Source organism: Emticicia sp. CRIBPO (genome assembly GCF_009905725.1).
Taxonomy (GTDB): Bacteria; Bacteroidota; Bacteroidia; order Cytophagales; family Spirosomataceae; genus Leadbetterella.
In genome coordinates this window covers 315,110-329,008 of the sequence record NZ_JAAAKV010000008.1, presented here as the reverse complement: position 1 = coordinate 329,008, position 13,899 = coordinate 315,110, and the positions used below count along the sequence as shown (strand labels likewise).

Here is a 13,899-nt window from a genome sequence, read left to right as displayed (position 1 = left end):
TCTATCTGTCCAATTCCTTGGTTTATTTGGTCAGGGGGTTAGTTTATTGTTGCCTGAGGGCAATTTTGAATGATGGAATGCCTGCCCGACCTGGGCTCCGCCCGGGCGGGAGTGAATGATAGAATGATAGAATTTGGATTCGGGACACGAAGAGGAATAATTTTGAATGCCTCCATGATTCAATGATAGAATAAATAATAGAATCCGGATTTCGGGACACGACGGGAGAACCATTAAGGCATGAAGAACATGAAGATCAAAGACAAGAACCAGTAGAGACGTTGCACGCAACGTCTTTGCCGCGAACACATCGACCCCGCATATTTAACGTGTAATTCTAAAATACCCACGTCGAATCGGTAAATACGCACGGCCGTGCATATCTGCGGGATTTATTGAAATAATATAAATGGTTAATTCGGACAGAAAAGAACAGAAGTTGCATGCAACGTCTCTACAACAAAAAACCTTAATGAGCTTAACTCCTTTTTATCGCAAGAGCGGGGCTCTGGTCGCCATACATTCAATCACTCTATCATTCATTCACTCAATCATTCAATGAATCATTCAATGAATCATTCCCGCCCGGGCTAAGCCCAGGTCGGGCAGGTACTCATTGAGGCATTCATTCATTCTCTCAAAGCCCAAACTTCCTCAAAATCGCCTCATACTGCGGGTCGCCTTCGAGGATGTCGAGGAAGGGGAAGACTTTAAGGTCCATCGGGATGACGTTGCGGTCTGCCGCTTTCTGAAGGTAATAGAGACTCTGCTTTTTATCCCTCAGTCCGGCGTAGGCAATGGACCTGGAAATGTCGTTATCGGGGGTTGCAGGCAGGCTGTTGATAAATGCCAGGGTTTCATCCTGCCGGCCGTTCCTGGCTTTACAAAAGGCTAAATAGTACTTCACTACTTTAACCCTGGTATTCATCTTACTGGACAGTTCAAGGTTGACTATTGCATTTTTATAATCCTTTTTCGCAACATAATACAGGCCCTTGACCCAGTAATACACAAAGGAATCATTAAACAATACCTCGCCTTCATCCAGTTTCTTCTTCGCCAGCTCCAGTTCCCCTGAATAAATCAGGGTCCAGATATAACCGCAGTTGATCACATGAAAGAGGGGATCCAGCTCCACCGCCCTGGCGTTGTATTTTACGGCTTCTTTCATTTCACCGAGGGTTTTCAGCTGAATGCCGTACCAGTAGTTGATGATGGCGTCGTTGGGACTGTACTTCAACGCAATCTCGTACGCCGTTTTGGCGGGGTCCCACTTCTTCTGGTCGCGGTAAATGTTCGCCAGGTTGGCATAGGCCAGTCCGTTGGTGCCGTCGAGCCTGATCGCCGTGAGGGCATCCCGCTCCGACATCTTATACTGGGTTGCCTCATCCAGGAATCCCCCGTCGCCAAGCAGGTACCAGGCCGTAGAGCGATAAGCGTACGCCATCGCAAAGTCAGGGTCCAGTTCAATCGCATTCGTAAACTTCTTCAGTCCCGCTTCCAGTTCTTCTTTGGTGCGGCTGCCGATCAGCTCCCGGCCCTGCAGGTACTCGCGGTAGGCCTCGGGATTCTTCGTCGGTACTTTGTTCAGCCTTTCAGAGGTCGCTTCGGTCAGTTTCTGGTCCAGTTCATCAGCCACTTCTTTTGACACCGTCGTCATAAAAGCCAGCACATCTTTGGCTTCGCCGTCATACTTCCTGGTCCACACCGACAAGTCGTCTTCCGCATTGATGAGGTTCAGCGTAATCCTGATTTTGTTGTTCATCAGCAACACCGAGCCCTCCATAATATAGTTGACGTGCAGTTCTTTAGCGATCTGGGGGATGAGTTTATCCGAATTTTTGTATTTGTTGGACGACGTCGTCGAAATGATCTTCAGTTTGGGAATAATCCCCAGCGAACTGTGGATCTGCTGCATCAGTCCGTCAGAGAAGAAGTCGCTTTCGGCAGAGCCCATATTTTTAAAGGGCATAATGGCGATGGAGTTTTCCGAAAAGCCCGGCTCGCTCTTCATTTTTGTCTTCAGCAAAAAGGCGGTAAGCCCCAAGGCCAGCAAACACAACAGGCCGAGGCCCATGTACAGGTATTTGCGTGTCGTAGTTACTTTACGGTTAGACGCAGGGGGCAGCACAGGTTCCTCAACCGTTTCCGGTACAACCGCCTGCTCAGCCACCGGCACGGCAGCATGGTTTTTACGGTAGTCGGTAGGAGTGAGGCCAAACTCTTTGGTAAAGTACTTGCTGAAGTTCTGGGGACTATCTATCCCGAGTTTGTAGGCGATCTCCGCAATTTTCATGTCAGGAGACCTGAGCCATTCTTTGGCCTTGATGAGTTTAATGTGACGGATGTAAAGGGAGGTGGAAAGCTGCGTGTGTTCTTTGACGACACGGTATAAATGAGAGCGACTGACCCCTAATTCGCGGCAAATGTCTTCATTTCCGAAGGCAGGGTTATCAAAATTAAGCTCGATAAGCGTATTAAGCCTATCCATTAACACCTTGTCAGAGTCTTTCATCAGAATTTCACAGCTTATAGTCAGGTTTTAGTAAACCGCAGGCACCAACCCGCCACTCAGTTTATTGCAAATTATAAAATTTTGCTTAAATTTAGGGTATAAAGCTGCTAAAGTTGTTTGGGAGGCCTTTATTATTACACACAATTTGCTGTATCGAGAGTTCGAATCTCTTCCTCTCTGCGGAGTTCGAGTCTCGCCTTCGTCACATGGTGGGATGAAACAAGGGTTCTGTTCCCCGTAGGGGCAAGGAGTAATTTAAAGTGTCGAGCCCGATCTTCTCCTCGGGAAACAGATATTTAAGAAGAATTGAAATTTCAAGGCAATCAATTTGATTAAAATATTAATTCTTAGTCATTAAGTCTTTTTAATTATTATACGTAATGCTAATAAAATTAATAAAATATATTTTCCTTTCTCAATTTTGAAGTCCTTGACTAATCGTACGGCAAAAATCGATGAAGTACTTAAAAGTCTGAATATGATTTGTTTTTTTATTTCGTTTAATCAATTCGTTTAAAAAATATTCTTCTGCAACTACCTGAGGGTTTCTTTTGGTGTAATTCATTTTTCTTTCTTCAAAGATTTCTTGTAAATATTTGGAATGAAATACTGCCGTTGATCCCGCAAAACTAGCAGGTTTATCCATTAACTCAGGATCCTCATTTCTAACATTAAAGTGCCTAACACATTTAGCTAAAAAAGTACTTTTGGGATTTTGCTTGAAAACTTTAGTGTTGCCTAGAAACCAAGTTTCAAAACACTTATTTTGAACAATAATTTCAAGCTTGGTTTTAGAATTTAATATAATATTCTCGTTATCAATAAAATCTAAGACTTGGTTTTTCTTTTCCTCGACTGTATAATCATCTGAATCGAGACATATTATCAAATAATCAAAATTTCCTGATTCATTGACATCTTGGATACTGTTTTTTAAATGATTATTTAAAAGGCAAGGGAAACCTTCCCCCGTGAAAATACAATAGTTATTTGCTGAAACCTGATGATGCCATTGTACTTTTTTTAACTCAGGAACGAGTATAGACAACCATTTTGGGTAAACTTTCACTTCTGTCCGCCTTCCTTCTACTAAGAAATAAACATTCATTGCTCCTGACCTGTTTGATATTCTTCCAATTGAATTAATTGCATAAATGCACTATGCTTAGAGTTCCCAATATTGAACTTGTCAATATCATGGGTTTTAATAATCCCGGCATTTCGAGTTACAAGCTTCCAATTATTAAAACCAATTGTATCAATGATATATGGATGGTGACTCGTTAAAACAAATTGTAGCTTTCTTTTAGAGGCCAAAATATCGTTAGTAATCTCATTGATGCAGTTTATTCCAAGACTGTTTTCAAATTCATCTATAAGAAATACGGTTCCCTCTGAACACAAATATAATTCACTCAGTTGAATCAACGTCCTATACATTCCAGATGAAATCCTATTTTGGCTAATCCAGTGTACAACACCTTTTTCTTTGATTTGTATGAACGGATAATCCTTAAGAAAATTAGGCATCTCCTTTTCTTTCGTCTCCAGCGAAGCAATTTTAATATCTTCTATTTGTGGAAATATATCTGCAAATCGCTGTTTTATTGTTGCGAAAACTTTTTTGTCCGCCTTTTGTACAAAAAATAACTTCAACGGTGTTTCAAGCTCACTTTCTTGTATTTTTACAATCGTATCATATTTCTTTGATAAACTTTTTGCATTGAGAAAACTGAATCTGAATCCTTGCCCGATACTAGCAGAATTAGAATGATCAACAAAATCAAGCTTTCTTAATCCACTATATGCAGGATTTATTTTATCCTCCTCCTTTAGAAGGTGTATAATACTCTGTTGTTGAGAAAGTTTGATGGTAGGATTACCCATAAAAAGAATCTTCTCCTCGTCTCTGAAAATGACTTCCTCTCCATTTAGGAGTAATTCTTCATGAATTATTCGAGGTCTATTTTTTTTGTCATCATCGTCATCGTCTTCATCGGCGTCAATAAAAATTTCTATCCCTTTGTTTTCAAACTCTCCTTTCCAAATATATTTATGATTGGCAAGCGTCTCAAATTTAATTTCCCAACTTATTCCATTTATTGACGAACCACCAGCAATTTGCTTTAAAGCCATCAGAGCTCTTAATATTTGAGTTTTACCCACTCCGGAAGCCCCTACCAACAGAGTTAGCTTATTTAAAGGAAACTGTTCTAGTCTCCAATCAAGCGATTTATCTTCAAATTTGAATTCTGAAATAGTCATACTACTATTTGTTTATTATAATTGGCAAATTTATTACTTAAATTCGATTATACAACGGTGATGTACGAACATCTAACGTTGTAGCAAACAACATAGGAAGGCTAGGCAAACTAAACCTATTAATATTTGATTAAACGGTTAGATAGGCACTCAATTACTTTGCTTTGTTATTTTTGTTAATTTCTTTGTGACTAAATCTCAGATATTTATGAATTTCAAGACTTCGAAAGCAAAATGTCAATCTTCTCAAACAATGCTTTAAAATGTACAAATGCCGCCGCATCAAGCTGAGATATTCTAGATGAGAACTCTCTTTTTTTCCCTGCGATAATCTCGTAAACTACATTTCCTCCGGGTGAAGGAATCGCTTTAAAATAATCTTTTAAACCTTCACAATCAAATAACAACCCTTCGATTGTCAGAGAAGACTTTTCCTCATAAGTCTCAGTTTCTGAAATGATGACATTTTTACTAATAGCATCAATACTTGGTACTGGGAGCAACATCATATATCCATTACCATTATTAAATTTAGTTAAACCTTTTCTCGGATCTTTCTCAATATCAACTGGGAATTTTTTATTGCGATTCCAGTTTCCATATCCTGCACTATCAAAATCAAATAAAGCAATCATTTTTAACTCAATGAATTGATGAAAAATCCCGTCTGGCTTTTGATCACCAGAATTAAAAAGCTGACCTAAAAAACTGGCCGAAAAACAATCCTGAATGTAGAAATTCATTTCTTTTTCGGGATAAAGTTTTTTCCAGACTGTTTCAAGTATAATCTTGTCTGTAATCCCTTCTGTAAATAGAATGTGTTTATTCGCCTTTTTTATATTGTAGGAAATCCCAAAACTGCTCTCTTCGATAGTCAGTGAAGTCAATCCGCTGCTTAAGGCATTGATTGCCGCCTTTTTATTTTGTTTAACCGGGCGGCCAAGATTACGATCCATACAATATATTGAATCATCAGGAGCCAGAGCGACTGTCGATGGCGAGTGTGTCGTTAAAATAACTTTTACATTATGTTCTTTTACCAAAACCTCCTGAACAACATCAAGAAATATCTGAGTTAAAGAGGGATGAAGATGAGCATCAGGCTCGTCAAAAAGTATGACCTGCGGGAAATGACCTTTATTTGAAGAATTATATAATACAAAAATCAGGGCTAAGATTGTAGTTTCTCCAGAAGAAAGCCCCTGAAAATATATTTCATTATTCTGTTTATCAATAAGTTTTACGGGATAAGGATAGTTTTCATTAAGGCTCTCGGCATAACGTGCTTTGTAGTTGAAGTCCGCCCTTTTTAAAATCTCATTAAAAGTGTCCCAAGGAGGAATAATGTCATCAGTTAACTGCTTATAGTATTTCTGCTTGAGGAAAAATTGATGAAACAACAGATCCAAAGCGGCAGAAAACAAATCCAATGGAATCGGATAAAAAATAAGATAATCTACGAAGGTTAAATTCTCAATTTTCTTCCCAGAGTTACTTGCCAATTCCTTAATTTGTTGTAGTTGATTAAGTGTTATTACTTTTGCTGATGGGCCTGTAGAAGAGCTACCCGGGGTTGATACTCCCTTAAAAATGTCGGCAATTCTAAAATTCACTTCATTTAATTCACCAGTCTCATTAGAGAAAGACCTATCACCTATTGAGTTATAAGCTAGAAAAATTGACATCAAATTAGGTTCTAATTCAGACCATTGCTGTTTAATGGTATCAATCAAAGCTGGCTCATTTCCTTCTATATTTGTGTTCCTCAAGCCAGGAGAGGAGTAAGTAATCTCTATAAGAGGTTTTTTTTCATCGTCGGTTAAAAAGTATTCAATTTTATGCGAACCATCTTCATCGTCTACTGTATTGCCATTTTTATCAAAATACAAGAGACCGCTACGGCGATTCCATAAAAATTCCAGGAGTTGAGTTTTTCCCGAACCATTCTCTCCGGTAAGCACAGTAAAATCACTAATTTTTATATCTGAAGCATCCTTCAGAATTTTGTCATTACGTAGGTGTAAGATCATTTACTTAATATATTTTTTTGAATATACGAACTTTCAATTTACTAATAAATTATTATTACATAAAAAGTATTGAAGTTAAAGAATTGGTGGCCTTTTAACCAATATCTCCTATTGTTATTTACAAGACCGGTCAAAGACCGAAATCAGCCGATTTGGCGTCCCTTTTCAACGTCCCCAGACGCTGGGAAGCTTACCGCATTATAATTTCTCGCCGAAAACATCTGATTTCGAGATTCTAAAAGACCACACTCACCGATCAAATCCTCAAACCCGGGCACTGCTGACCCAAATTTTCATGTTTTAGCTCCAAATCAGAGGGTAGTAGCTCGAATTTGGCAGGCAAAGCTCCAATTTTCCAGTAAAAGCTCCAACATTGGCAGTCTGAGCTCTAATTTCCCGATCAAAGCTCCAAATTGGCAGTAAAAGCTCCGATGTTGGAGGGTAACAGCTCTAAATTAGAGCCCTGATGCTCCAATTTGGAGCCTTGTAGCTCGAAATTCGAGCTATGGAGCTCTAATTTGGAGGGTGACAGCTCTAAATCAGAGCCCTGATGCTCTAAATTAGAGCCTTGGGGCTCCAAATTGGAGCCCTATAGCTGCAAATCGGAGCTATGAAGCTCTGATTTAGAGCTCGGAGCTCCAATTTCCACCCTACTTGCCAAACCTTGTAGCAAAACCCTCAAAACGTCCAAATTTTCATCGCAAAAGTATTTTCTGATCAATAAAATATGTAATTTTCACCCTCAATAAATCCCGTTATATTGATATGACACATACAGCAACACCCACCAAAAGAATTCATGAAGGCCGTAATGTAAAACGTTTCCGTGAGATGCCGGTATAAAGCAGGAAGCTCGGGCTTTCCAACGTCTTCAGACGTAAGGAAGGCGACACGCGGTCTCTGACCGCTGCCAGGAAAGTATCCGAAGAAGAAATCTGACATGGTATAAATTAAACTAACGTAACGCTAAATCGGTCGGAGACCGATATTCACCGTCCGTACGTCTGAAGACGTTGGACAGCACCACCAAAAAAAATATACACGCAATGATTAAAGGAAATCACATCCGCAACCAGGACGCTATGCATTTTCTGACGCTTACTATCGTAGATTGGGTAGACGTATTCACCAGGAAGAAATACAGGGATGTTCTTCTTGACAGTCTGTTGTTTTGCCAAAAAGAGAAGGGGCTCACACTCACGGCTTATGTCGTTATGAGTAATCACATACATCTTATAGCACAATCTGAAAACAGAAAGCTGTCAGACCTGATCAGGGACTTTAAAAAGTTTACGGCACAAAATATACTGGAAGAAATAGCCACGCCGGAAGAGAGCCGGTCAGACTGGATGCTGAAAAGGTTTCTTTTTGCGGCAAAAAATAACCAGAAACACAGCGAACATCAGTTCTGGCAAACCGGTAATCATCCCGAAGAGATTTTTTCGGAAAGTTTCTTATGGACCAAAATCAATTACATTCATATGAATCCGGTCAGGGCCGGGATAGTATCCAAGGCATCTGATTACCTGTATTCCAGTGCATCAAACTATGTAGACAGAGAAAGTCTGATTCCTGTGACCGTCGCCGGCATATCCATCATCAACTCTTTAAAATGCAAAGGTTTTGATGTGGATATCATGAGTTGGTGAGCTTTCCAACGTCTTCAGACGTACCGGAAGGGGACGCCCAGTCGGCGTCACGCGGTCTCTGACCGCTGCCGGGAAAGTATCCGAAAAAGAAATCTGACATGGTATAAATTAAACAAACTAATGCTATATCGGTCAGAGACCGATATTCACCGTCCGTACGTCAGAAGACGTTGGACAGCATTGTTAAACCCCTTTGTCTGTAATCACTATAGAATCCCGAATACAAGATACCGTTTAATAAATATGAAGGCCCGAATGAGTGAATTATGTAGCAGTCAGCATACATTTGGTCATTTAAAACCCTTTAAGTACCCAAACTTATGAAACGATTGATCATTACCCTGATTGCTCTGACGCCGTGTTTTGCAACGGCCCAGACAGACGACCGCGAAAGAGTTGCCGGAATAATTGAGCTTGACGAGCGTATTGCCGGCATCATAAAAGCCAGCATTAATAAAAATACTAAATTTAATGAGGTGGACGTACCCGTCCAGAACAATCAGCAAATGAACCAGCCCATCAAACTGAATGAAGCGGTAGGTGCATGGAATACACCTGTTTTACAAACGGAATTTGACAAAAAAACTACCGTCATTGATAAAAAGAGATACCTTGAGACCTTCACCATTAAGCAAATGGTCGATGAACTTATTTGTTTGCTGGGCATTGAAGATACTTCGTTACCAAAAGAGAAGGTGGAGTTCTACCTGGATAATATCAGGTACTATCAGACCATTTTTCAGGTCCATGAAAGATTGAGAATAGCCGTAAAAGACAATGACAAACTGAAACTCGAAGACAGGAAGGTGTACATAAAGAAGGTGCTTGAAAATATGGACCTGATTAAATACCAGTATGAATTTCTGCTGGACAGGGAATATACCCTTTACAGAAACACGAACCTCAGCAACAAGCTCATTAAGGGCATTAATATCTATCATGACAACGATTTCCTTTTTATCAAGCCTTTAAGCGTGCTGAACAATGACAGGGATTATACCGGCGGAATCAGAATTGAAGTAACCACGGACCAGCTGAAGATGCGTTTTCTTTCGGAAATCTTTGAGGACAGCAAATTCTTTAACAATTCGAACGTGTTAACCTACCAGAGTTTGTTCTTCGGTGTTGAGGCTTACACTCCTTACATCAGGTTTGGCCAGGAAGAGGCGACCCTGCGTGATTCTGTTTATTATGTTGACAGGCCGTTTGCCTCATTCCAGTATTTCGGAAGAACCCGCTACAGGCTTCATTACACGGGCAAGTGGCGTCTGAGAAACGAAATGAAGATTGGATGGATAGGCAAAGACCTTGGGAAAAAAGGCCAGGATGTTCTTCACCGTGATATCACCATAGCCTCAACCCACGTTGAAAAATGGGATAATCAGATCGGCGACGGGGGCAGGCTGGCCATCAACTTTGATTATTATGGAGATTTGATGCTTTATTCGGTAGATGGAGATATGTTCAAACCCAACAGACAATATTCAGTTACCGAATACAAAAAACATAAACGCAGGAGCCTGCACTTTTATGCCCCTTTTGAGGTACATGCAGGTAATCAATACACGGGTCTGGGAGGGGGTTTGGGCCTTTCAAACATAAGCTTTAAAGACAGAAGTGGCGGCTATGACTTCAATATTCCTCCCGGCAGAAGAGCTGACAAGGGAAGCCAGTTTGGAAGGTGGCTTCAAAGGTCTATATCGCTTTCAGTGGAAACTAAGCTGAAACATGTGATACATAACTCTATGCTGCAGGGAGTGGGTTGGTTTACCACGAAGGAAAGCGACAGTGACGGCAGCGATGACGAATACAAATCTGTGAGAAAATTAATGGGATATGAATACAAGGAAGGCGACAAACCCGAAGACAATTACAATGTAAAGGACGGCAAAATCAACCGCTGGATATTTAATACAGATTTCTCTGTTTCTTTAAAACAAAAGAAAACTACGATCTTTCTGACCTATTCTTTCAATACAAAGGAGTACAGATACGCTGAGGCTGATATTCAGAAGGTAGTAAAATTTGCCAATTCTCCGAGTACCATCCCCGGTAAAACACACCTGACCTGGAATCAGGTCAGGCAGGATAATATTTCAGAGAAAAAATATGCACAGGACATCATTACCACCAAGCTATTTGATCAGAAAATAAGGGGTTATGGCAGGGTAGGGCTTAACTTTCAGTTGTAACCAGGCACTGAGACCATTTGTTCGGAATATCCTGTAGAGACGTTGCACGCAAATGCTTTCCAACGTCTTCAGACGTACGGAAGGTGTCATCCGGTCTCTGACCGGAGTTTCTTTATTCACGAATTATTCAAAGATAAAAAGTGACTCTAAAACGGCGGCGGTCAGAGACCGCAATTCACCTTCCTGTACGTCTGAAGACGTTGGAAAGCTGCTTATAGTCTCTCCACCACATAATTCAACTCCGTAACCCCACAGTCAAACTGTTTGGTGTTCAGCAGGTTGAGTTTTATTTTGTCTTTGACGTCCACGAACAATGGAATGCCCTGCCCCAGGATGATTGGGTTAAGGAACAGCCAGTAGCCGTCGATCAGGCCCTGTTGGATAAGTGCATGCGTGGCTGTCGGGCTGCCAAAGAGCAGGATGTCTTCGCCGTCCTGTTGTCTTATTTCATTGATGCGGTCTGCCAAATTGTCGCTGATGACGGTGGTGTTGGTCAGACTCGCCTGATCCAACGATTTGGATAACACCACTTTATGGACTTCGCTGTACCATTTCGAATGTTCGATGTCGTGTTTGCTGGCGTTGGGCTGATCTGCTGCGGTAGGCCAGTAGCTTTCCATCATCTGGTAGGTTTTGCGGCCATATAGGGCCGTATCACCCTGACTTATTCGCTTACCGACGTAATCAAAAATTTCCTGGTTCACTTTAATCCAGTTCATCTCACCGTTTGGCCCGGCCACGAAACCGTCTAGCGATATGTGCATAAATGAAATTATCTTTCTCATAGCGTTTTGTTTTATTGTTTCCCGGTTGACAGCGATACCTTCCGTGGATCGCTGCCGGATATGCGAAAGTAAAACAATATTTTTAAATATAAGAAGGACAAAAACAATTACTGGTTAGGGAGCCGGAATACTGATCAGGGACAGATTATTCGATAGCGGTAAATAAACGGACCTCACCGTTGGCGTCATAGTGTTCCGGTAGATAAGTAACAACAACCCTTCCGTTAGCCCTGTCGCCATAGAAATCCCTTCTCCATTCGCCGTTAACGGTGCCGTTGGGGATATTTATTGATTCAGTACTGTTTGGAGGGAGATTCTTTCCATAATAGAACTCCACTTTTAACTGGTAGTTGGTATTTGTCATGCTCTCATACCTGATAATGACAACGTTATTCTGATCCTTGTGTGGCAACACCGTAAGCTCCTGCGTCATGCCTGGTTTGATCATTTTGGTTTCCTTAAATTCCGTTCCGAAAAACGAACAACTGCTGAATAAGCAGACAAGATAAAAGAAGTTTACTGTTCTGACTTTAAAAAGATGTGTTTTCATTTAAAAGTGTATTGTTTTACGAAGCAATTTCAGGAAGTTTTTTAATCTTATAATAAGATGTCCCATTATCAAATTGTTATCCGGGATGCAACGTCTCCTTTCTGCGTCGATGGGATACTATGTTAGCACACACCCGGAAACATGGTGAAATTATTCCACAATGTTCTGCAGATACGCACGGCCGTGCGTATCTGCAAGACGTCTCACAGCAAAATGCCTGACAGACTCGGATTACCAGGGACACGAAAACAGACCTTGCAGGCAAGGTCTCTACAATAATATTCAATGAAGACATTAAACAGCCCCATTCGTATAATTTAATGATGTATATACTTTGTGCGGCTGGAATTTGTCCTTAACTTTCGGATAAATCAGCTTGCGTTGTATAAATATACTTCATCAGCAACCCAAAATATATGATTCGATATCTCCGTAATACGGGACTCATCCTCCTGTGTCTTATCAGTGTGAAAATTTACGGTCAGGAAACCATCTCATTCGGACTTTCCGGTGTTTATAACTTCCCGCTTAAAACCATTGCCGCCGGATTTCGGGCCAACGTCCCTTTGGGCGAGCGTCTGGCCGTAAGTCCCCAGGTCAAATATGCCCCGAAATTCAATGACATCCACGAAATAATGGCCGGAGCCAACCTGCATTATAATCTCATTACGAATGTCAGAAGGAGAGGGGATGAGCTGATCTCTGAACCCCGCAAACCGATTGTGTACCTGGCCGCCGGTGTGCTGTATAACCGCTGGATCAATTACACTCCCAGTCTTAACGCCAAAGCCAAGGCCAACAATGTCCTTCCTGAAGCGGGACTGGGTATAGCCGCGGGCGGAAATATCCTGAGGATTTTTGCAGAAGGCAAATACAACATTCTCTGGAACGAATCTTACGGTGAAATCGGCGTACTGATCTATCCTTATAACAAACGATCATCCAAAGCCCTCAGATGCCCATGAAAAATATACTGATGATATTGCTGCTGGCGGGTATAATGGCGTGTTCAAAAGACAGGTTATTTTCCCCTGAAAGTAACAACCTCCTGGTTGCCGGACCTGATGTTAACTTTCTGCCTGATATACCGTCGGACCTGAAGAAAGCTTCAGAAACAGTGATGATAAATTCCGCCGCTGACGTCCCGTTTGTGACTAAAAACAAGAATAAGATCTATCTGCAGCCGGATGATTTTAACAGACTGCCGGACGGCAAGCAGGTGACTTACCCTTTTCACCTGGAAGTAAAAGAATTGCTGACCATCAAAGATATTATCCTGAATGACAAGCCTACGGTGTCTAACGGCAGACTGCTTTCTACTGACGGTCAGATTTTGGTGAGAGCTTATAAAAATGATGTGGCCTTGTCGCTGAACTGGGATAATAATTTCTTTATTGAAATGAAAGGGATGAATAACGACCTTCCCGATCCGGAAATGAAGCTTTTTCTGGATGAAGAATCTAAGGACAGTACCACCAACTGGCAGGAAGACACTACCAAAAACTGTGTTTTTTATCGACAAAGGTATGTTTGTGGAAAAATCACAACAAGAGACAGTGTTTATTTTGCCATACCTTCTGATTTAGGCTGGATCAACATCGATGCCTTTGTGAATTACACCAACACCACGGTGGTAAAATTAAAATCGGAAGCCAATCTCACCAATGTATCAACCTTTATATTTTTTCCGGAACTGAATTCGGTAATCAATACGTGGTGTTTGGAGAAAGAGTTCCCTATACCCTTAGGAGTAAAAATCAAAGTCATCTCATTTGCTTTTTCAGACGACGATGTACTTTATTCCTATTTAGAAGACTTCGTTGCCTCTCCCAACATGGAAATCAATATTAAATTAAGTAAAACCACCAAAGAAGCCCTCCTGGCAGAACTGGAGAAGCTCTGATGCTCATTAA

10 protein-coding genes are annotated in these 13,899 nt (G+C 41.1%); 4 read left to right on the top strand and 6 right to left on the bottom strand.

Annotation, left to right across the window (positions count from 1 at the left end; translation table 11 throughout):
• Window positions 1–637 precede the first annotated feature (637 nt).
• The 4 genes from GVN16_RS18230 to GVN16_RS18215 form a co-directional block, all read right to left on the bottom strand.
• Window positions 638–2,491, bottom strand: coding sequence for a helix-turn-helix domain-containing protein (locus GVN16_RS18230; protein ID WP_166565356.1), 1,854 nt, complete (start codon window positions 2,489–2,491; stop codon window positions 638–640).
• A gap of 439 nt (window positions 2,492–2,930) precedes the next feature.
• Window positions 2,931–3,623, bottom strand: a complete 693-nt coding sequence (locus GVN16_RS18225) for a hypothetical protein (protein ID WP_166565355.1) — start codon at window positions 3,621–3,623, stop codon at window positions 2,931–2,933.
• Window positions 3,620–4,780 carry an AAA family ATPase gene (locus GVN16_RS18220; protein ID WP_166565354.1) on the bottom strand — a complete coding sequence of 387 codons (1,161 nt, stop codon included), beginning with the start codon at window positions 4,778–4,780 and terminating at the stop codon, window positions 3,620–3,622. The genes GVN16_RS18225 and GVN16_RS18220 overlap by 4 nt, the downstream gene beginning before the upstream one ends.
• A gap of 215 nt (window positions 4,781–4,995) precedes the next feature.
• Window positions 4,996–6,810, bottom strand: coding sequence for an AAA family ATPase (locus GVN16_RS18215; RefSeq protein ID WP_166565353.1), 1,815 nt, complete (start codon window positions 6,808–6,810; stop codon window positions 4,996–4,998).
• 1,046 nt (window positions 6,811–7,856) lie between these two features.
• Here GVN16_RS18215 and GVN16_RS18210 point away from each other — a divergent pair.
• Window positions 7,857–8,459: an REP-associated tyrosine transposase gene (locus tag GVN16_RS18210; RefSeq protein WP_229244230.1), complete on the top strand. Its 603-nt coding sequence runs from the start codon at window positions 7,857–7,859 to the stop codon at window positions 8,457–8,459.
• Window positions 8,460–8,779: 320 nt separating this feature from the next.
• Window positions 8,780–10,651, top strand: coding sequence for a lipid A-modifier LpxR family protein (locus tag GVN16_RS18205; RefSeq protein ID WP_166565352.1), 1,872 nt, complete (start codon window positions 8,780–8,782; stop codon window positions 10,649–10,651).
• A gap of 212 nt (window positions 10,652–10,863) precedes the next feature.
• Here GVN16_RS18205 and GVN16_RS18200 read toward each other — a convergent pair whose 3' ends face one another.
• Together GVN16_RS18200 and GVN16_RS18195 are read right to left on the bottom strand one after the other, a co-directional pair.
• Window positions 10,864–11,436 carry a dihydrofolate reductase family protein gene (locus GVN16_RS18200; protein WP_166565351.1) on the bottom strand — a complete coding sequence of 191 codons (573 nt, stop codon included), beginning with the start codon at window positions 11,434–11,436 and terminating at the stop codon, window positions 10,864–10,866.
• 145 nt (window positions 11,437–11,581) lie between these two features.
• Complete coding sequence (locus GVN16_RS18195; protein ID WP_166565350.1) at window positions 11,582–11,986, bottom strand: hypothetical protein; 405 nt, start codon at window positions 11,984–11,986, stop codon at window positions 11,582–11,584.
• A 416-nt stretch (window positions 11,987–12,402) separates the two neighbouring features.
• Between GVN16_RS18195 and GVN16_RS18190 the strand changes: the two genes are divergently transcribed.
• Together GVN16_RS18190 and GVN16_RS18185 are read left to right on the top strand one after the other, a co-directional pair.
• Window positions 12,403–12,951, top strand: a complete 549-nt coding sequence (locus GVN16_RS18190; protein WP_166565349.1) for a hypothetical protein — start codon at window positions 12,403–12,405, stop codon at window positions 12,949–12,951.
• Window positions 12,948–13,889, top strand: a complete 942-nt coding sequence (locus GVN16_RS18185) for a hypothetical protein (RefSeq protein WP_166565348.1) — start codon at window positions 12,948–12,950, stop codon at window positions 13,887–13,889. Before GVN16_RS18190 ends, GVN16_RS18185 begins: the two co-directional genes overlap by 4 nt.
• Window positions 13,890–13,899: the final 10 nt, after the last annotated feature.

Excerpts from the sequence above, each read along its gene's own strand:
- GVN16_RS18195 (WP_166565350.1), bottom strand. The coding sequence starts at position 11,986 with ATGAAAACACATCTTTTTAAAGTCAGAACAGTAAACTTCTTTTATCTT.
- GVN16_RS18230 (WP_166565356.1), bottom strand. The coding sequence starts at position 2,491 with ATGGATAGGCTTAATACGCTTATCGAGCTTAATTTTGATAACCCTGCC.
- GVN16_RS18210 (WP_229244230.1), top strand. The coding sequence starts at position 7,857 with ATGATTAAAGGAAATCACATCCGCAACCAGGACGCTATGCATTTTCTG.
- GVN16_RS18205 (WP_166565352.1), top strand. The coding sequence starts at position 8,780 with ATGAAACGATTGATCATTACCCTGATTGCTCTGACGCCGTGTTTTGCA.
- GVN16_RS18225 (WP_166565355.1), bottom strand. The coding sequence starts at position 3,623 with ATGAATGTTTATTTCTTAGTAGAAGGAAGGCGGACAGAAGTGAAAGTT.
- GVN16_RS18220 (WP_166565354.1), bottom strand. The coding sequence starts at position 4,780 with ATGACTATTTCAGAATTCAAATTTGAAGATAAATCGCTTGATTGGAGA.
- GVN16_RS18185 (WP_166565348.1), top strand. The coding sequence starts at position 12,948 with ATGAAAAATATACTGATGATATTGCTGCTGGCGGGTATAATGGCGTGT.
- GVN16_RS18215 (WP_166565353.1), bottom strand. The coding sequence starts at position 6,810 with ATGATCTTACACCTACGTAATGACAAAATTCTGAAGGATGCTTCAGAT.
- GVN16_RS18190 (WP_166565349.1), top strand. The coding sequence starts at position 12,403 with ATGATTCGATATCTCCGTAATACGGGACTCATCCTCCTGTGTCTTATC.
- GVN16_RS18200 (WP_166565351.1), bottom strand. The coding sequence starts at position 11,436 with ATGAGAAAGATAATTTCATTTATGCACATATCGCTAGACGGTTTCGTG.